General features: G+C 36.2%; 14 protein-coding genes. 12 read left to right on the top strand and 2 right to left on the bottom strand.

The genetic code is table 11. From position 1 onward, the window contains the following. Positions 1-140 precede the first annotated feature (140 nt). From ACN1CN_RS17970 to ACN1CN_RS18025, 12 genes are all read left to right on the top strand, one after another. A complete protein-coding gene (locus ACN1CN_RS17970) occupies positions 141-998 on the top strand; it encodes a prephenate dehydrogenase (protein WP_419136597.1) in 858 nt (285 codons plus the stop codon). Between the two features lie 12 nt (positions 999-1,010). Next, positions 1,011-2,093 carry a bifunctional 3-deoxy-7-phosphoheptulonate synthase/chorismate mutase type II gene (locus ACN1CN_RS17975; RefSeq protein ID WP_264525444.1) on the top strand — a complete coding sequence of 361 codons (1,083 nt, stop codon included), beginning with the start codon at positions 1,011-1,013 and terminating at the stop codon, positions 2,091-2,093. 215 nt (positions 2,094-2,308) lie between these two features. Beyond that, entirely contained in the window at positions 2,309-5,464 is a 3,156-nt protein-coding gene (locus ACN1CN_RS17980; protein WP_419136598.1) for a VIT domain-containing protein, read from the top strand. 137 nt (positions 5,465-5,601) lie between these two features. After that, entirely contained in the window at positions 5,602-6,579 is a 978-nt protein-coding gene (gene rsgA / locus ACN1CN_RS17985) for a ribosome small subunit-dependent GTPase A (RefSeq protein ID WP_264525442.1), read from the top strand. A 72-nt stretch (positions 6,580-6,651) separates the two neighbouring features. Next, on the top strand, positions 6,652-7,104 hold the full coding sequence (gene dtd / locus ACN1CN_RS17990) for a D-aminoacyl-tRNA deacylase (protein WP_419136599.1): 453 nt from the start codon (positions 6,652-6,654) through the stop codon (positions 7,102-7,104). Positions 7,105-7,169: 65 nt separating this feature from the next. Beyond that, the gene (locus ACN1CN_RS17995; RefSeq protein ID WP_419136600.1) at positions 7,170-9,077 is read left to right on the top strand and encodes a DUF3857 domain-containing protein; all 1,908 of its coding nucleotides are present in this window, start codon (positions 7,170-7,172) and stop codon (positions 9,075-9,077) included. Positions 9,078-9,081: 4 nt separating this feature from the next. Then, positions 9,082-11,094, top strand: a complete 2,013-nt coding sequence (locus tag ACN1CN_RS18000) for a DUF3857 domain-containing protein (protein ID WP_419136601.1) — start codon at positions 9,082-9,084, stop codon at positions 11,092-11,094. Positions 11,095-11,137: 43 nt separating this feature from the next. Beyond that, positions 11,138-11,464, top strand: coding sequence for a nucleotide pyrophosphohydrolase (locus ACN1CN_RS18005; RefSeq protein WP_012022600.1), 327 nt, complete (start codon positions 11,138-11,140; stop codon positions 11,462-11,464). 79 nt (positions 11,465-11,543) lie between these two features. After that, a complete protein-coding gene (aroA, locus tag ACN1CN_RS18010) occupies positions 11,544-12,767 on the top strand; it encodes a 3-phosphoshikimate 1-carboxyvinyltransferase (protein ID WP_419136602.1) in 1,224 nt (407 codons plus the stop codon). A gap of 333 nt (positions 12,768-13,100) precedes the next feature. After that, positions 13,101-14,150, top strand: coding sequence for a tRNA preQ1(34) S-adenosylmethionine ribosyltransferase-isomerase QueA (queA, locus tag ACN1CN_RS18015; protein ID WP_173965934.1), 1,050 nt, complete (start codon positions 13,101-13,103; stop codon positions 14,148-14,150). Between the two features lie 167 nt (positions 14,151-14,317). Next, a complete protein-coding gene (gene kynU / locus ACN1CN_RS18020; RefSeq protein ID WP_419136603.1) occupies positions 14,318-15,595 on the top strand; it encodes a kynureninase in 1,278 nt (425 codons plus the stop codon). Positions 15,596-15,789: 194 nt separating this feature from the next. Beyond that, entirely contained in the window at positions 15,790-16,230 is a 441-nt protein-coding gene (locus tag ACN1CN_RS18025) for a glycine zipper family protein (RefSeq protein ID WP_419136604.1), read from the top strand. Between the two features lie 58 nt (positions 16,231-16,288). Here ACN1CN_RS18025 and ACN1CN_RS18030 read toward each other — a convergent pair whose 3' ends face one another. Continuing rightward, positions 16,289-18,100: a hypothetical protein gene (locus tag ACN1CN_RS18030; protein WP_419136605.1), complete on the bottom strand. Its 1,812-nt coding sequence runs from the start codon at positions 18,098-18,100 to the stop codon at positions 16,289-16,291. Positions 18,101-18,266: 166 nt separating this feature from the next. Further along, a complete protein-coding gene (locus ACN1CN_RS18035; RefSeq protein ID WP_419136606.1) occupies positions 18,267-19,829 on the bottom strand; it encodes a hypothetical protein in 1,563 nt (520 codons plus the stop codon). Positions 19,830-19,924 lie beyond the last annotated feature (95 nt).

A 19,924-nucleotide genomic window follows, 5' to 3' on the forward strand; every position in this document is an offset into this window, starting at 1 on the left:
CGAAGCCAGCTCTAGTTAGGAAAGCCCTTCGACTTCGCTCAGGGAGACAGGAAGTTTGACACAGTTTGTCAGACTGAGCAAAGGCGAAGTCCTTATAGTTGGAATTTGGAATTTTAGAACTTGGAAATTAAAGAAATAGTATGAAAGTATACGTAATAGGAATAGGGTTAATAGGAGGTTCAATGGTATTGGATATCAAGGATCGACATCCGAATGCTCTTATTTTTGGAATTGATAGTAACGAAAAACACTTGCAGGAAGCAATTGATTTGGGTGTTATTGATCAGGAAGGACATTTTGAAGATTTGGCGGGAGCTGATTTTGTAATTGTTTCGGTTCCTGTAGATGTGGCACTTGCAGTTTTGCCTAAAGTACTGGATTTGGTGGGCGACAAAACAATCGTTTTTGAAGTGGGATCGACCAAAAAACCAATCTGTGATGTAGTAGCAAGCCACCCAAAGAGACGGAATTTTATTGCCACACATCCAATCGCCGGAACTGAGTTTTCAGGACCTTCGGCAGCGATAAGAGGTTTGTTTAAAGGAAAAACAAACATTATCTGTGAAGTGGAAAAAACAACTTTTAAACTGCAGGAGAAGGCTCTAAAGCTTTTCGCCGAAATAGGAATGAGGATACGTTATATGGATCCGGTTTCACACGACAAACATATTGCTTACGTTTCGCATTTGTCGCACATTAGCTCGTTTATGCTTGGGAAAACGGTAATGAATAAGGAAAAAGACGAACAGGATATTTTTGATATGGCGGGAAGTGGATTTGAGAGTACCGTTCGTTTGGCCAAAAGTTCACCGGCAATGTGGACGCCAATTTTTGAGCAGAATAAGGAGTATGTTTTGGAAACGTTAGAAGCATACATTTCAAATCTCAGTCGGTTTAGGGATTTGTTAAAAGAAGAAGATTACAGTGCCATTTTTGAAGAAATGGAAAGCACCAATAAAATTAAAGAGATACTAAACGGATTAACAATTAAAAAATAAACTAAAGAAAAGATGGAAAATAAAAAAGAAATGAGAAAGTGGTTAGAAGATTTCAATTTAAATCACCCACTTGTGATTGCAGGACCATGTAGTGCAGAAACAGAAGATCAGGTGTTGAAGATCGCACACGAATTAAAAGATTCAAAAGTTAGTGTATTCAGAGCGGGAATCTGGAAACCAAGAACGCGTCCGGGAGGATTTGAAGGTGTTGGAGAAATTGGTTTGAAATGGTTGCAAAAAGCAAAAAAAGAAACTGGTTTATTGATGGGGACTGAGGTAGCAACTGCAGCGCACTGTAAATTGGCTTTAGAGCATGATATCGACGTATTGTGGGTGGGTGCCCGTACTACTGCAAACCCTTTTGCGGTTCAGGAAATTGCTGATACTTTGAAAGGTACTGATAAAATCGTTTTGGTTAAAAACCCGGTAAATCCAGATTTAGCATTATGGTTAGGTGGTGTGGAACGTTTACATATGGCCGGAATCGAGAAATTAGGAGTAATTCACAGAGGATTTTCGACTTACGAAAAAACAAAATACAGAAACATTCCGGAATGGCAAATTGCGATCGAATTGCAAAATAAATTCCCTAGTTTACCATTAATCATCGATCCGTCTCATATTACAGGAAATCGCAACATGATTTTTGAAGTAACACAAGAGGCTCTGGATTTGAATTACGATGGTATGATTATCGAAACGCATTACGATCCGGACAATGCCTGGTCTGATGCTGCTCAGCAAGTGACTCCTGATGCTTTGAAACAGATCATTAAAGATTTGACGATCAGAAAAACGGATGATACTACAGACGAGTACAACCAAAAAATGAAAAAATTAAGAGCGAATATTGACGTTTTGGATGCTAACTTATTAGAGTTACTAGGAAAACGTATGAAAGTAGCGGATGAAATCGGGCAGGTGAAAAAAGATGCAAACGTTGCAATTCTTCAAAACAACCGTTGGAATGAAATCCTTGGGAAAATGATTTTAGAAGGAGAGAAAAAAGGACTTACTGAAGAGTTTGTTTTGAGAATGTTCAAAGCAATTCACCAGGAAAGTATTGGTCACCAGGAAAAAGTATTCAATGCCTAATTTTTTCTAAAACATATAAGTGATATAAGTTATTGGAGTTTTTTAAAGACTACTCTGTACTTTCTTAGGTCATCATTTTAAAAATAGATTGTTTTTTTACATTAAATCTCCTTTGCTTTCGGGCTTTGGAGATTTTTTTTTGAAATATATAGTACCTTCCCAACCTTTTGAAGTTTTTTGTACTCTATACTAATATAAACCTAAATTTTTGTGTCATGAAGTCAAAATTGTTTTCGTCTGCGTCGGGCTTTTTTCGAATGAATCTGAATGTGTTGTTTTTTTTCTTCCTATTTATTGGAACAAAAGCTTTAGCACAAAGTCCGGAACTAACTGTTAAAGGAGAGGATGCCGAAAAAGTGAGAATGAATAAACTTTTCGTCAATGTAAAAGTGGTAGGGAACATTGCCTATACCACGGCCGAGATGCACTTTTTTAATTCAGGAACCCGTCAGATGGAAGCGGAGCTTATTTTTCCGTTGCCGGAAAATGTTTCGGTTTCCCGATATGCGATTGATATCAACGGAAAAATGCGTGAGGCAGTTCCGGTAAATAAAAATAAAGGCAAACAGGTTTTTGAAGCCATCGAACACCGTCGTGTTGACCCGGGATTGTTAGAGAAAGTAGAGGGGAATAATTTTAGAACCAGAATTTATCCGTTGCTGCCAAATGGAGAACGTACCGTGATTATTGGTTACGAAGAAGAACTTTCGGCTTTTGATAAAGACAATCTGGCGTACCAATTGATGAGCCGTTTCCCCAAAAAAATAGATCAGTTTGAAATTAAGGTAGCGGTTTTAGGAGCTGCAACGGCGCCAACTGTTGCGGAGAATTCAGGAAACGAAATTACTTTTTCAAAATGGGAGCAGTCTTTTCAGGCTTCCATCAAAAAAGAAAACTATCAGCCCGCAGAAAAAATAGTTCTTAAAATCCCTTTACAGCAAAGCATCCCAAATGTTTTGATGCAAAATGTTGGCGGGCAGCATTATTTTTATGGAAACACCTTTGTACAAGGCAATAGAACAGTGAAAAAAGCACCGGCTTCGATTGGTTTAATTTGGGATAACTCACTGAGCTGTCAGAATAGAGATTTAAAAAAGGAACTGGATTTGTTAAATGCTTATTTCCAGAAAATAAAAAACACAAAAGTTACCCTTTACTTTTTGAATTATACTTTCGAGAAACAACAGGAATATGTCGTTTCCAACGGAAATTGGGAGGCTTTGAAAGCCGTTTTAGAAAAAACAAAATACGATGGAGGAACCCGTTTTTCGAAACTCAGTTTTGCCGGTGAGGATGAATATTTGTTTTTTACAGACGGATTATCTTCTTTGAGTGAAAATGTCCTACCGAAAACTAAAAAATCAATTTATACCATTACCTCTTCGGTTTCGGCTGATTTTACTTTTCTAAATTATTCGGCAATGCAGACCGCTGGTGATTTTATCAATTTAAACCAGATTAATGTGGAGAAAGCCTTAGATAAACTGCTGCATACGAATTTGAAATTTTTGGGAATAAAAGAGAATTTAACGGTAACCGATTTATTTCCGATAGAAGGAACTTCGGTTTCGGGAAATTTTAGTTTTTCGGGGATTTCTTTAAATCCAAAAAATGAAATTACCTTGTTGTTTGGGTATAATAATGAAGGGGTGTTAGCGCGAAAAATCACTTTAGATGCTGCCGTTCAGCATACCAATGATGTAAATATTGAAAAGCTCTGGGCGCAGAAAAAAATAGCCAATCTTGATTTTGAATATGCAAAAAATGCTGACGAAATCGAACTTCTGGGCAAGAAATACGGAATCATAACGAAAAATACTTCACTGATTGTTCTGGAAGATATCCGCGATTACATTTCCTATGATATTATACCACCGGCTGAATTGCGTGCCGAGTTTGACCGAATTAAAAAACAGGAGCACGATAGCACTTTGGCGCAGCAAAAAAGTAACTGGGAGAGTATTGAAAGTTATTTTGACGGACTAAATAGCTGGTGGAAAAAAGATGTTAAAACGAGTTTACAGGCTTTTGCTAAATACAAAAAGAAGAATGCAAATCAAAGAATTAAAGGTGATCCTGATGCTGTTTTAGCGGTAGACGAACCCGTTGGAGCAGGACGGGTAGTAGAAATTGTGCAAGATAACAATGTGGATAGCGCTGCCTCTCCGCCAGCTGCGCCAAAAGTAGATCAGATGAAACTTGTTACGCCTGTGGTGGCAGGAGCGTCTGAAAGAGTAATAGAAGAAATCAAAGATAAAAAAGTTGGGCGTGAAGTAATTTCTGAAGATGTTTTAATAAGAGAATCAGTTGCGCAGGGAGTTACAAATAATTTGGTACAGACACTTGCTGGAAAAGTAGAAGGAGTTCCGATTAGTCAAACACCCAATACGACAGGAGCAGGACTTAATAATTCAGTAACCGATACTTTAAGTTTGAATTTTTCAAATGGTTATGCAGGTGATTTAAAAAAGGAGGATAAAATCTGGAATCCGGACCGATTGTATTTGAAAGCTTTAGCCAAAGCCCCAAAAGAAAAACAGTACGATTTGTATTTGGAACTAAGAAAAGCACAGGAAAGAAATCCGAGTTTTTATTTTGATGTGGCCCATTTCTTTTACAATCAGGGGGACGTTAAAAAAGCATTGTTGGTACTTAGCAATATTGCCGATTTAGGTTTAGAGAATCATCAGCTTTATAAAACACTCACCTATACGTTACGCCAATGGAAGGACTATGATGATGCTGTGTTTACTGCAAAACAGGTAGCAAAATGGCGTGTTCATGAACCACAAAGTTTAAGAGATTATGCTCTGGCACTGGAAGATGCCGGAAAATATCAGGAAGCTTTTGATCAGTTGATTAAAGCTTTGGAAGTAAATTATTATGGAGAAATGAGCGGGCAGTATGAAGGTGTGGAAGATATTATTTTAATGGATGTTAACCGTTTGACAGCAGAACATAAAGGAATAAAAACAGGCAAGTTAGACAAGAAATACCTCGCTAAAATGCCGGTGGATATCCGAATTATCATGAACTGGAATTTAATGGATGTCGATTTAGACCTTCATATTATCGAGCCAACGAATGAGGAATGTTACTACAGTCACACTTCAACACAAATTGGAGGAAGATTTTCCAAAGATTTCACGCAGGGTTATGGTCCGGAGCAATATTTAATTCGAAATGCGGTGAAAGGAAAGTATCAGATTAAAACCAATTATTTTGGAGAAACGAAACTAACAGAGGACGGTCCGGCCACAATTATGGTTGAAATTTATACCACTAAGGCCGGAAAAACATCCCGAACTTTAAAAACGATTCAGTTGGGGAAAGTTAAAGAGAATGAGATTTTGGCCGAAATTAGCTGGTAAATCTTTCAAATTAAGGGTAAGTCTTTAATTTTAAAAGGCGAAGTTGCGTTGTTCAATTCTAAAAACGTAATTTTGCCTTTTATTTTTTAGTTCAAAGTGTAATCTAAAAACTAAAATCAGCAATCTAAAAATAAAGAATGACAGGACTCGTATATAAATCTACAGGAAGTTGGTACACTGTAAAATCAGAAAATGGCGATTTTATAGAATGCCGTATGAAAGGGAAGTTTAGGATGAAAGGTATTAAAAGTACTAATCCTATTGCTGTAGGTGATATTGTCGATTATGAACTGGAGGAAACCTCAGATGCTGTAACCGGAACGATTTTTAATATTCACGAAAGAAAAAATTATATCGTTCGTAAATCGGTTAATTTGTCGCATCAAATGCATATTATCGCGTCTAATATCGATCGTGTATTTTTATTGATTACGATTAATAATCCGCCCACTACCTTTAATTTTATTGATCGTTTTTTGGTTACTGCCGAAGCCTATAATATTGAAACCATTTTGGTATTTAATAAGATCGATACTTTTGATGAAGCCACACTTGAAGATCAATTGTACATGCAATATGTGTATCAGCAAATAGGTTACCAATGCCTTCGTGTTTCTTCCACAGAAATGAAAGGTGTTGAAGAGCTAAAAGAAATGATGATAGGCAAAGTCAGTATGTTTTCCGGACATTCGGGTGTGGGAAAATCGACTTTGGTAAATGCAATGGAACCTTCTTTGCATCTTAAAACCAAAACCATTTCGGAGGCCAGCAAACAAGGCCAGCATACCACCACTTTTGCCGAAATGTATGATTTGTCTTTTAACGCAAAAATTATCGATACACCGGGAATTAAAGGGTTCGGAATTGTTGATATGGAACCTTCTGAAATAAGTGGTTATTTTCCCGAGTTTTTCAGACTAAAAGACCAATGTAAATTTAACAACTGTTTGCATAAAGAAGAACCGCATTGTGCAATCAAAGCGGCTTTAGAGCGCGATGAGATTGCCTGGTCACGTTACAATAGTTATTTGAAAATACTCGAAGGAGATGACGAAAACTATCGTACCGATTCTTATGACGAGGATCGAAAAGCAAGTGATGAATTGAGGAAATAATTGTTAATTATAAATTGTTAATTATGTATGAGAATGTTATATTGTCAACACAATTTATAATTTATAATTCACATGAAAATAGTTCTGCAAAGAGTTTCGGAAGCATCAGTCACAGTCGATCATCAAAAAGTAGCTGATATTCAAAAAGGCTTATTAATTCTGCTAGGAATTGAAGACGCAGACAATCAGGAGGATATTGATTGGCTGGTGGGGAAAATCATTAAAATGAGAATTTTTGGAGACGAAAATGATGTCATGAATTGCTCGGTTCAGGATATCGACGGAGATATTATTGTCGTGAGCCAATTTACGCTTCATGCTTCTACCAAAAAAGGAAACCGCCCTTCGTATATAAAAGCTGCAAAACCAGACTTTGCCATCCCGATGTATGAGCGTTTTCTACAATCTCTGGAAAAGGAATTTAACAAAAAAGTACAGGCCGGAATTTTTGGTGCCGATATGAAAGTTAATCTCCTGAATGATGGGCCAGTAACCATTTTGATCGACAGTAAAAACAGAGATTAAAAAAATATTAGACGAATGTTAAGAATTTCTAAAAAAAATATATATTTGACGAAATTACTGACTAAATGAAAAGCCTGGTTCTTGCCTTATTTTTTTGCCTGTTTACCCTTATTTCTTCCGCTCAAAAAAGCGAATATGCTGTGGCTGCAATAGCCGATAGCCTTAAAGAAAATGCCAATGCAGTGGTTCGTCTGGATCAGACAGATATCATAATTTCTTCGCAGCGTAGTATGAACATCAAAACGCAGAGAGTTGTTACGGTATTAAATGAAAAGGGAACACGAGCAATTAACGCCTTTGAAAACTACAACAAGAGAAGCTCTGTTAAAAATATTGAGGCAATTGTCTACGATGCATCAGGTAACGAAATTAAAAAAATAAAACGGAAAGATTTTAAAGACGTAAGTGCCGCTGACGGGGCTATGCTTGCTTCAGATGCTAGATACATTTATTTAGACTATACCCCGACCTCATATCCATTCACAATAGTTTATATTAGTGAAAAAGAAACTTCAAATACAGCTTTTCTTCCACGTTGGTATCCTTTAGAGAGCTATTACGTAAGTGTAGAAAAATCTATTTTAAATGTAAAATACCCTAATACCCTTGGGTTTAGAAAAAAGGAGAGTCAGTTCTCGGTTTTTGATATTAAAAGGATAGAGGAATCTGACAAACAAGTTTCCTATATCGCAAGGAATATCTTAGCCCAAAAATTAGAGGATTATAGCCCTGCATTCAGTGATTTATATCCAAAAGTGGTTATGAGTCTTGAATACTTTAACCTAGAAGGGATTGATGGAAATGCGAAAGATTGGAAAGAATATGGGAAATGGTTTTCTGAAAAGATATTAGCAGAAACTATATTATTGCCTGAGGAAACTAAAACAAAAATAAGATCACTTGTAGGAAATGAATCAGATCCTATAAAAAAAGCAAAAATTGTTTATCAGTATGTACAGGAGAAATCGAGATATGTAAGTATTCAATTAGGTGTTGGAGGATTTAAACCTATGCTGGCAACAGATGTTGACCGTTTGGGATATGGAGATTGTAAAGCATTATCTAATTATACAAGAGCACTTTTAGATGTCGTAGGAATACCATCATATTATACAGAATTATATGGTGATCGCGAGTTAAGAGATATTGATGAAGATTTCTTTTCTATAGAAGGGAATCATGCTATGTTATGTATTCCAGATAAAGAAAAATATGTTTTTTTAGAATGTACCAGTCAGAATGATCCTTTTGGATATCAGGCAAATTTTACAGATGATAGGAAAGTTGTTGTAATTAAACCTGATGGTGGTGAAATAATCAAAACGAAAATTTATGAATCAAAAGACAATACTCAATTCAGTAAAGGAAACTATTCTTTAGATGAGAATGGGGTTTTTTCAGGTAAAATAAATATTGTTTCTGAGGGCTCTCAATATGGGCTTAGACAACAAATTGAAAAACTTCAACCAACCGAAAAAGAAGCCCACTACAAAGAATACTGGGACAATATCAGCAATCTGAAATTGGGTAAAATTACGTTGAACAATAACAAAGAAACGATTCGTTTTACCGAGGATGTTCAGCTAAGCGCGTCAAATTATGCTGCGATTACGGAAAACAAAATGATGTTTGTTGTAGACGCCTTTAATCAGACTTCTGCGAATGTAAAAAGAATCCGAAACAGAAAAAATCCATTTCAAATTCAACGTGGGTATTTAGATGCCGATGAGATTGAAATTAATTTGCCTGTGGGTTATACGATTGAATTTTTACCCTCAAATTTCGAACTAAAAGGTAAGTTCGGAGCGTACAAAACCGAAATCATTAAAAAAGAAAACAATAAACTGCTGTACAAACGTTCGTTGTTTTTGAATAAAGGGAAATATTCCAATAAAGAATACGATGACTACCGTCTTTTTATGGAGCAGGTGTCAAAAAACGATAACGCCAAAATTATATTAACCAAGAATTAATCAAATGAAATTTATTAAATTTTTTAGTTTGTTTATTGCATTGTTGTTTGTTTCGGAAGTAACAGCACAAGAATTTAAACTAGGAAAAGTATCTGTTGCCGAATTAGAAGAAAAAGTGCATCCTAAAGATTCGTCAGCCACAGCAGCGATATTGTACCGAAAAGGTACAGCGAGAATTGAATTCGACGAGACGGAAGGTTTTGTTGTGGTAACAGAGGTCGAAACCCGAATTAAAATTTATAAAAAAGAAGGATACGGCTGGGCCAATCAAAAAGTATGGTACCGTAACGAGAATGACTTTAGAGAAAAGGTAGCATTTAGTGATGCCGTTACCTACAATTTAGTTGGCGGGAAAATCGAAAAAACAAAGCTAAAGAGCGATGGAGTGTTTGATGAAGTAGTCGACAAATACAGAGCACAAAAAAAGATCACAATGCCTAATGTTAAAGAAGGTACTGTTATTGAATTTCGTTATGTTTTAAGATGTCCAAGCGATCGACTTATCAGGGAGTGGGATTTTCAATCCAGTGTTCCTGTAAATTATTCAGAGTTTACAACCTACATTCCGGAGTATTATGTGTTTAATCCAAGACAAAAAGGATATATTTTTCCTAAAGTAACCGTAGAGAAAAATTTAAAGACGATCACTTTTACGAGTAAAGAAAGAAATGGATGGATGAACAGTTCGACATCATTTTCTACTGATAAACTGGATTATACAGAAGTAAAAACAATTTATGTAGCGAAAGATTTTCCGGCTATGAAAGAGGAAGCTTTTGTAAACAATATTGATAATTATACATCGAGTATTCAGCATGAATTATCGATGACTAAATTTCCGCGTTCCGAGTATAAAATGTATTCGGTAGACTGGAATGCGGTTGTGAAAACGATTTACGACTACAAGGATTTTGGCGCCGAATTAAATAAGACAGGGTATTTTGAAGAAGATTTGAAAAAGAAACTGGAAGGAAAAAATACAACCGACGAAAAAATCGTAGCTGTTTTGGATCACGTTAAAGGAAGTGTAAAATGGAACGATTATGTGGGGTATTACGCCGAAAACGGAGTTAAAAAGGCCTATAAAGAAAAGACAGGAAATACTGCCGACATTAATCTGATGTTAACCGCTATGCTGCGCTACGCTGGATTAACCGCAAATCCGGTTTTGGTTAGTACACGTTCTAACGGGATTTCACTTTTTCCAAACAGAACCGCTTTTAATTATGTAATCGCAGCCGTGGAGACTCCGGAAGGGAATATTTTACTAGATGCTTCTGATAAGTTTTCAACTCCGGGTGTTTTACCACTAAGAGCCTTAAACTGGTACGGTCGACTGATTCGTAAAGACGGAACTTCTGAAGAGGTAGATTTAATGCCTAAGAAAACATCAAACGATATTGTTTTTATGAATTTTAGTGTTGATCCGGAAGGCAAGGTCACAGGAAAAACCAGAAGACAATGTACCGATTACAATGCGATGATTACAAGAGCTAATATCTCGGGGCTGAAAGAAGAGGAGTACTTAGAAAAACTGGAGAATTCAAACAATAAAATTGAAATCAGTGAGTATTCAAAAACCAATGAAAAAGATATTTTATTGCCTATTATCGAAACGTATTCTTTTACAGGAAGTAATTTATGTGAAGTAATAGGAGGGAAAATCTATGTGAGTCCGATGTTGTTTTTTGCCAATGACAAAAATCCATTTAAACAGGAAGTGAGAGAATATCCGGTAGATTTTGGTTTCCCATTTATGGATAAATACAATATTACACTTCAAATTCCGGAAGGTTTTACAGCAGAAACAGTACCTGCACCTGTAGTTTTTAATATGGAAGATAATTTAGGAAGCTTTAAATTTAATATTGCTGCAAACGATAATCTTTTACAAATCACCATTCAGCATCAAATCAATGCCGCAATCGTTACGACGGAGCAATATGAAATGTTAAAAGAATATTACAAAGGAATGATCGCGAAAGAAACGGAGAAAATTGTTTTAAAAAGAATCTAGTGGTATTAAAAGATTAGAATTATTTTTGTTGAAAAATAGAACTATGGATTTGAAAAATGCACAACTAGATGTAGATACCTGGATTAAAGAGCATGGTGTTCGTTATTTTAATGAACTAACCAATATGGCGCAACTTACAGAAGAAGTAGGTGAAGTTGCCCGAATTATTGCACGCAGGTACGGAGAACAATCAGAAAAAGAAAGCGATAAAAATAAAGACCTGGGCGAAGAATTGGCCGATGTTGTTTTTGTAGTGCTCTGTTTGGCCAATCAAACCGGAATAGATTTACAAGCTGCTTTTGATAAAAAAATGGATTTAAAGTCAGTTCGCGATAAGGATCGTCATAAAAACAACGATAAATTAAAATAATGTGATAAGTCACGGCAAAGTTTTGGTGTGTCCTTTATTTAAAATAAATTTGCAAAAACGCATCATTTAATTACCTATAATGAATTTACTACTCCATACAACTCAACATAATTTACAAGGACAAATTGCAGTAACAGGATCAAAAAGCGAAACCAACCGGTTATTGTTGTTAAAAGCATTGTTTCCAAATATTACTTTGGCGAATACTTCCAACTCTGATGATAGTGAGGTCATGCAAAAAGCACTGATTGGTCATGATGAAATTATAGACATTCACCATGCAGGAACGGCAATGCGTTTTTTAACCGCCTATTTTGCAGTAAATGAAGGTAGAGAAGTAGTGATGACAGGTTCCAGCAGAATGCAGGAGCGTCCGATAAAGATTTTGGTAGAAGCTTTGGAGCAATTGGGTGTTGAAATCTCTTATGAAAAAGCAGAAGGGTATCCTCCAATTCGTATCAAAGGAAAAAAAGTAACCGCTTCAAAAGTAACTTTGGCCGCCAATGTAAGCAGCCAGTATATTTCGGCACTTTTATTAGTGGCGTCAAAACTGGAGAATGGTCTTGAATTGACATTAGAAGGGGAGATAACTTCCATTCCATATATCAAAATGACTTTGGCGTTGCTAAACGATTTAGATATTCAAACGAGTTTTGAAGGAAATGTGATTAAAGTATATCCAAAAGCTCAAGTAGTTTCTAAAGAAATGGTGGTGGAATCGGACTGGAGTTCGGCTTCGTACTTCTTTAGTTTAGTAGCCTTGGCTGACACCGCTTCCATAACTTTAAGCAGTTATAAAGAAAATAGTTTGCAGGGGGATTCTGAATTGGTATCACTTTATGAAAAATTGGGAGTGAAAACTACTTTTCAGGACAATAAAATGACGTTGGTAAAACAGGAGAATTTTAAATTTGAAACTGTAAATTTTGAATTGAACAATACGCCCGATATCGCACAGACCATCGTGGTAACTTGTTTAGGATTAGGAATTGGCTGTCATTTAACAGGTCTTCATACCTTGAAAATTAAAGAAACAGACCGATTGGAAGCGTTGCGAGTGGAACTTACCAAATTAGGGGCTGAGATCTCAGTAACGAATGACAGTTTGACTTTGACGGCATCAGAAAACATTAAGCACAATGTGAAAATTGCGACTTACAACGATCACCGTATGGCGATGGCATTTGCACCATTGGCTTTAAAAGTGCCCATAATTATTGAGGATGCCGAAGTAGTTTCAAAATCGTATCCTGATTTCTGGAATGATTTGAAAGCATTAGCCTTTGAAATTGAGACACTATAAAAAATAAAAGTTCTTTTAAGAGCTGAACAAAATAGAAAAAACCTCCGGTTCAAATCGGAGGTTTTTTTGTGTAATTATTTTTTTGACTTTGACGACTAAAATAGGTGTCGATTTTTCAGGAACGGGGATTAAAGTCACTTTGATTTCCTCTATAGTTAAAAAAAAGATAAAACTTTCATTTTTAAGCAACTCAAAGTATCCGTAAACCAACGACTTTTGAAAATAAACAGCAAAACACTTGACAACGCCTATCTCACAATCGTATATTTGCACACGATTTATAATTTTAGATAAAAAATCTAAAATCTACACTCTAAAATCAGCAATGTCAATATGAAATTATCACATTTTCAATTTAATTTACCAAAAGAACTTTTAGCGGAATTTCCAGCAGAAAACAGAGATGAGTCTCGTTTAATGGTAATCGATCGTCAAAAACAAACTATAGAGCACAAAATGTTCAAAGATGTTATCAATTATTTTGATGACGGAGACGTTTTGATCCTTAACAATACTAAAGTTTTCCCGGCTCGTTTGTACGGAAACAAAGAAAAAACAGGAGCAAGAATTGAAGTTTTCTTATTAAGAGAGTTAAATTCAGAGCAACGTCTTTGGGACGTTTTGGTTGATCCGGCACGTAAAATCAGAATTGGTAACAAACTTTATTTTGGTGACGACGATTCGTTAGTGGCTGAGGTAATCGACAATACTACTTCTCGTGGTAGAACTTTACGTTTCTTATACGATGGGTCTTATGAAGAATTTAGAAATAAATTGACAGAACTTGGAGAAACTCCAATTCCTAAATACATCAACAGAGAAGTAACTGCTGAAGATGCTGAAAGATACCAAACAATTTATGCAAAAGAAGAAGGAGCGGTAGCAGCACCAACTGCTGGTTTACACTTCTCAAAACACCTTTTGAAAAAATTAGAAATTAAAGGAGTAAACTTTGCTGAAGTAACACTTCACGTAGGTTTAGGAACTTTTAATCCGGTTGAGGTTGAAGATTTATCAAAACACAAAATGGATTCTGAGGAATTAATCATCAGACAAGAAGCTTGCGATATCGTAAATGCTGCAAAAGCAGGAAGAAAACGTATTTGTGCTGTTGGAACAACTTCAATGCGTGCCATCGAAAGTTCGGTTTCTTCTCAAAATACTTTAAATCCTTACGAAGGCTGGACGAATAAATTTATTTTTCCTCCTCACGATTTTAGTATTGCAAACTGTATGATTACAAACTTCCACACACCAAAATCAACATTATTAATGATGATTTCTGCTTTCTGTGGTCATGATTTAATGAAAAGAGCTTACGAAGAAGCAATCAAAGAAGAATACAAATTTTACTCTTACGGAGATGCGATGTTAATTCTTTAATTAGAATTTATCTTATAAACAGACCCGACAGGTTTTTAAAACTTGTCGGGTTTTCTATTTTATAATGGTTTCAAGTTTCAAGTTTCAGGTTCTGTTGGTAACTTGAAACCTGAAACTTGAAACAAAATAAACAATTTTTGTTATTTTTACTATTCAAAACAAACGCAATGACTTTTCAAAATACACGCGAATTCGCGAAACAACTCGATTCAGAGGATACTTTAAATCACTATCAGGACCAATTTATATTCCCAAAAGTTAATGACAAAAGAGTAATTTACTTTACAGGAAACTCCTTAGGCTTACAGCCAAAACGTACCAAAGCTTATATTGATGAGGTAATGAACGACTGGGCAGATCTTGCCGTAGAAGGCCATTTTTATGCAGAAAAACCGTGGTGGGATTATCAGGAAAGATTTGCAGCACCTTTGAGTAAAATAGTTGGAGCTTTACCTTCTGAAGTTACCGTGATGAATACGCTGACCGTAAACCTTCATTTGTTGATGGTTTCTTTTTATCAGCCAACAGCAACCCGTTATAAAATTATCTGCGAGGAAAAAGCATTTCCTTCAGATCAGTATATGTTTCAGAGTCAGGTGCATTTTCATGGTTATAAAGCAGAAGATGCGATTGTAGAAATCAAACGCCGTGACGGAGAACACAATATTCGTCTTGAAGATATACTGGCTAAAATTGAAGAAGTTGGAGACGAACTGGCTTTGGTGTTAATAGGAGGAGTAAATTATTATACCGGGCAGGTTTTCGACATGAAAACAATTACAGCTGCGGGACAAAAAGCAGGAGCAAAAGTAGGTTGGGATTTGGCACATGCTGCCGGAAATATCAAACTGGAACTTCACAACTGGAACGTAGATTTCGCCGCCTGGTGCAGTTATAAATACATGAATTCAGGACCGGGAAATGCTTCAGGCTGTTTTGTACACGAAAAACACCATAACAATCCCGACTTGCCAAGATTTGCCGGATGGTGGGGACACAACAAGGAACGCCGTTTTAAAATGGAACCTGTTTTTGACCCTGTTCATGGAGCAGACGGTTGGCAAATTAGTAATCTGCCTGTGCTTTCATTAGCTCCTTATTTAGCTTCGGTTGAAATGTTTGCTGAGGTTGGAATGGATACTTTGATCGTAAAAAGAGATAAAATCACCGCCTATTTAGAATTTATTTTGCATGAAATCGATAAGGAAGTAAAAGGCAATTTTGAGATCATAACACCTTCAAATCCTGAGGAAAGAGCCTCCCAGCTTTCCGTCTTTTTACACGGAGAAGGAAGAAGTTTGTTTGATTATCTGATGAAAAATGGTGTTATAACCGACTGGCGTGAACCCAATGTAATTCGTCTAGCACCAGTTCCATTGTATTGTTCATACGAAGACATGTACGATTTTGGACAAATTCTGAAAAAAGGAATTTTAGGGAAGTAAACTAAAATATAATTTCGCCAGGACTTAACGTTTTGGCGATTTTTTTTTAAAAGTGCTATAAAAATAATTGGTCTCCACAAAATCGGAAACCACTTAAAATCTTCAAATTGTATAAGCTTTACGTTAAATCTTGTAACTTCAATGATATAGATCTCCTTTACTTTGTAGTGTAATAATTTTTAAACTACAAAATCATGAAAGCCTTATGTATTTTAATAGCTGCATTATCTATTATTTCTTGCCAGAATCAGGGAAAAGAGGATATTAATAAAGCGAAACAAGCTAGTATTGATTCGATGAAAGTTGAAATTAATAAACAAAGAGTTATTGATTCAATGAAAACAGAAATGGCAAAGATCAAAGAAGAGCAAGAGCAAAAGGTGGAATCTCAAAAAGTTGTAGTGGTACATCAGCAAGCCGACAGATCCGTAGCAGCACCGCAAACCACAGCTAAAAAGAAAGGCTGGAGTTCAGCTGCCAAAGGGGCCGTAATTGGTGCCGGAGTAGGAGCAGTGACCGGAGCTATTGTGAGTAAGAAAAAAGGTCAGGGAGCCATAATAGGCGGTTTGGCCGGAGCAGGTGTTGGTGCCGGAACCGGAGCAATCATTGATGGCAGCAAGAAGAAAAAAGAATAAAGGATAAGATAGATTTTAAAATAAAACTGCCGATTTAAATTTTAAATCGGCAGTTTCTTTATACCAACTCAGCGACCGGGACTTTAATTGTAGCCAGTTCCAGTTTGTAAAAATCGAATTGATATTTAATTTTTTCGGTATCCTTTTGAAAATACAAAGCAGATCCGAATAAATCTTCGTAATAAGCAATTCCCTCCAGGAGATTCGCTTTGAAAGTATTCCATTTTTTTAATTGGGCATTCGTGATTTCTCCTGAAATAGTATGGATCTCATTTCTCAGATATTCAATATACATTTTCAGTTCCTTCACAAATAAATTAGGCCTGTTAGGGGTTCTCAAAATTGATTTATTTCCATAAATATGTGCAAGCATATCAGACAGGGAAACTTCGTGGTCAAAATAGGCCATATTGGGTCCTGGACAGATGACAACACCCTGTGGCTGACCTTTGATTTTAATATCATTTTCTAAATAAGAGGCATTGGCCAATCCAACACACAAACAGGATTTTTCGGTGATGGCAAATTTTGCTCTTTCGTAGGCTTCAGTGGAAAGAGATTCTTTTTTCGCGGCTAGTTCTTCTAATTTAATATCCTGAAATTTTTTAGAGGCTGTGCAAATCCCATGCGGGTCGTATTCTTTGCTTAGTGCCAGAAATTTTTTGGGACAGGCGCTTCCGGCTTTGTTTTGATCGATTCTTTTTTGTTTTAGAATTTCATTTGTTGTGCCTTTCAAAGTATTAAACGGAACACCCAACGGGGAAATATGACTCAAATACAAATCTTTCTCTGTCGCTTCCATTAATAAATTGCGGGTGGCCTGATCTACCGATGTGGCTTCGGGAACCAATAAAAATGGAGATCCCCATCCCACAGAATCAACCTTGTAATTTTGCAGCAAAAATGCGTGCTCTTCGGCAGTTCCCACGCCGCCTTGTACCGTAATTTTTAAAGGCAATGGATTTTCAGGCGCATGAACTTGTTTTTGCTGTAATACTTTTGTCATCAGCTCATGTGCCGACTGAATAAGCTGATTCTTTTTTTGTTTGAACTCTTCTAAAATCGGACCCAATAAAAGACCGTCAGTTGCAAAAGCATGTCCGCCGCAGTTTAACCCTGATTCGATTCGGTACTCAGAAACCCAAAGACCTTTTTTGGCCAGGAAATTTCCCTGAATCATCGCCGATCTAAAATCGCTTACTTTTAGAATAATTCTTTTTTTAAGTTCGTTTTTAGTATTGGGGAAAAAATCGGAGAAATTTTCAAAATAACTATACAATCTCGGATTCATCCCTGCCGAAAGTACAACCGAAGACTCCAGATTGCTATTGGCAAACCCTCTTAAAGCGGCATGAGCATCATTAAATTCGATGGGCAGCTGTTCGTTTTTCTCGAAATTATCCTTATCGAGTTTGGTCATGATATTGACATCAATAGAACCGGGCGAAAGATGAGATTCGATATAGTTTTGAATGTTTTCTTTAAAAGAAATCCCATCCTCCAGTAAATTCTGAAACCCTTTTTTGATGTCGGAAGTATTCGGCAGCATCGCCATATAATTTTCCAATGCGGTTTTGCTTTCGATTAATTCTGTTTTAAAATTTTCGAATTTTTCTTTCACAATCTTATCGACCAAATTGAGATAAGAGGTAATGCGCTGTGCTCGGTAGTCCTGAAATTTTTGACTTATTTCTTCGTATGGGAAATTAAACTTAGCACTGTAAAAATTACGCATCTTTTCAATTAAATCATCATCTGCAATAGAAACAACAGATGAAATACCAAATTGCGCCACCCGAATCGGGCTGTCAATCGTATATGCGAGACCCATTACGGGGATATGAAAAGTGTGTAAAGAAGGTTTTTCCATTTGCTTTTAAATTAAAATAATAAGCAAAGGTTGGAAAATAAATGGGCAAAAAAACTGATAATTGTCAGGTTTGCAGTTTGTTATTTTACAGAATTCATCAATCCTCTAAATGACAAGATCATTGCCAATAGTTGATCAATTCATTCGTGGTGAAAAACACCTCACCTCAAATCAAAATCTTCTTGAAAGACTCAGCGATGCTTCGCCATAAAAAATTATAGAATGATTTCTCCTGAATTCGTTCTAATTCAACATTGGCTGTTTTGGATTTTTCGCCCGAGTCATCTTTGAGCAATAAATTGGCAACGGCAGTCTTTAGTTTAGCTTCTTTTTCCGGATGTTTCTTTTTAAACAGCTTTACTTTTAAATTTTCATATTCAAGTAAGGCATTTCCTCTGGCATTCTCATCGTTGCCATAAAAGTTAAACTGGTATTTGTTGAATTTACCCGTAAAAGCAGTGTTGATGTAAGGTTTGGTAAACGGCTCCATCGCGGCAACATCAAAATGAGAAATGGTTCCCTGAATGTGAAAACTGTCTTTCCGATCAAGAACATTAAAACTCCAGTCGACATTCAATGGGGATGTTTTCATAAACAAACAATTGATTTTGATCTTTACATCAGCCGTTTTCTGTAAAGCAAAGCCACTTCTGATGTTCGTAGCCTGCAAGTTCAAACGATCAAAACTTAAGATTCCGGGGCCTTTTGAAAAATCAATTTCTTCCTCGTAAACCAGTTTTGACTGTAAAACCTGCACCGTATCAATCTGTAAAGGGAACTTAATTTTTCGCAGCAAAGCATTGTACAGGTATTTTTTACTGAGATCATCTTTTGGAATTTTGTTGCGGTATATATTGGCCTGCACATGGTGGGCAACGAGCGAATTGGCTTTAAAGAAAAACAGCTCTTTTTTAAAACCCCAGTCCATCTTTTCAATGTCGGCCGAATCCAGTTTTATGGTATAAATGTCCTTCTCTTTTTCTAGTTTACGAACAAACTCTTTTCGGCCATATTCAGGTAAGTACGAAAAGTTTTTCATCCTTAAAAAATGATTTTCGGTGGTAATCTGACCAATATTCAGGCGATAAAAGGCATTGGGTTTGTAATATAAACTATCACATACCAGAACGTATTTTTTAAAATGCATTGGAATTTTTTCTTTCAAAGTAGCGGCGGTGACCAAAATCCCTTCCAGTTTCAGAACAATTTTTTTGATGCGGAAAATAGGTTTGTCAGTGGTGAGCGAAACGACGTCAACACTTCCTTCATTCAGATAGATATTCGAAACCGCAACTATTTTTTGAAAGGGTTCTATGATCGCGGTCTTAATATTTTTACTGTTGTTTAAAAGCTTTTCCCCTTTTTTGTACAAAATAACCCGAGGTTTATGAATGATGATACTTTCGGCCCTGATGACATCCCGGAATGCCAGATCCCAAATGTTAAAATGCTTAATTGTAATCGATTCGATTTTAGCAAAGATTCCGTTTTTAGCCTTGCTGTTTTGAAGTTGGTTTTTGGGATGAACCAATAAGGTTTGTGCATGAATGCTTCGGGACCAGAGCGACACCTCTATTTTTTCATAGTGAATGGCATAAGCCGTGGTGTTTTTCTCGTGTACGATTATAGGTAATTGTTTTTTTATCCAATAATTAAGACCAATATGGAGTAAAATCACAAAAAAGAAGACTGAAATGAGACCGATCGCTATTTTTTTATAGATTGACATTTATAGGATTGATTTTAAATACATAAATTTAGACTTTTAAAAGCGATGTTTCTTACACGATTTTAAATTTAAGTTATATCATTTCAAAATCATTT

It is taken from the genome of Flavobacterium sp. T12S277 (assembly GCF_048514875.1).
In the GTDB taxonomy this organism is placed as follows: Bacteria; Bacteroidota; Bacteroidia; order Flavobacteriales; family Flavobacteriaceae; genus Flavobacterium.

Excerpts from the sequence above, each read along its gene's own strand:
- ACN1CN_RS17970 (WP_419136597.1), top strand. The coding sequence starts at position 141 with ATGAAAGTATACGTAATAGGAATAGGGTTAATAGGAGGTTCAATGGTA.
- ACN1CN_RS17975 (WP_264525444.1), top strand. The coding sequence starts at position 1,011 with ATGGAAAATAAAAAAGAAATGAGAAAGTGGTTAGAAGATTTCAATTTA.
- ACN1CN_RS17980 (WP_419136598.1), top strand. The coding sequence starts at position 2,309 with ATGAAGTCAAAATTGTTTTCGTCTGCGTCGGGCTTTTTTCGAATGAAT.
- rsgA (WP_264525442.1), top strand. The coding sequence starts at position 5,602 with ATGACAGGACTCGTATATAAATCTACAGGAAGTTGGTACACTGTAAAA.
- dtd (WP_419136599.1), top strand. The coding sequence starts at position 6,652 with ATGAAAATAGTTCTGCAAAGAGTTTCGGAAGCATCAGTCACAGTCGAT.
- ACN1CN_RS17995 (WP_419136600.1), top strand. The coding sequence starts at position 7,170 with ATGAAAAGCCTGGTTCTTGCCTTATTTTTTTGCCTGTTTACCCTTATT.
- ACN1CN_RS18000 (WP_419136601.1), top strand. The coding sequence starts at position 9,082 with ATGAAATTTATTAAATTTTTTAGTTTGTTTATTGCATTGTTGTTTGTT.
- ACN1CN_RS18005 (WP_012022600.1), top strand. The coding sequence starts at position 11,138 with ATGGATTTGAAAAATGCACAACTAGATGTAGATACCTGGATTAAAGAG.
- aroA (WP_419136602.1), top strand. The coding sequence starts at position 11,544 with ATGAATTTACTACTCCATACAACTCAACATAATTTACAAGGACAAATT.
- queA (WP_173965934.1), top strand. The coding sequence starts at position 13,101 with ATGAAATTATCACATTTTCAATTTAATTTACCAAAAGAACTTTTAGCG.
- kynU (WP_419136603.1), top strand. The coding sequence starts at position 14,318 with ATGACTTTTCAAAATACACGCGAATTCGCGAAACAACTCGATTCAGAG.
- ACN1CN_RS18025 (WP_419136604.1), top strand. The coding sequence starts at position 15,790 with ATGAAAGCCTTATGTATTTTAATAGCTGCATTATCTATTATTTCTTGC.
- ACN1CN_RS18030 (WP_419136605.1), bottom strand. The coding sequence starts at position 18,100 with ATGGAAAAACCTTCTTTACACACTTTTCATATCCCCGTAATGGGTCTC.
- ACN1CN_RS18035 (WP_419136606.1), bottom strand. The coding sequence starts at position 19,829 with ATGTCAATCTATAAAAAAATAGCGATCGGTCTCATTTCAGTCTTCTTT.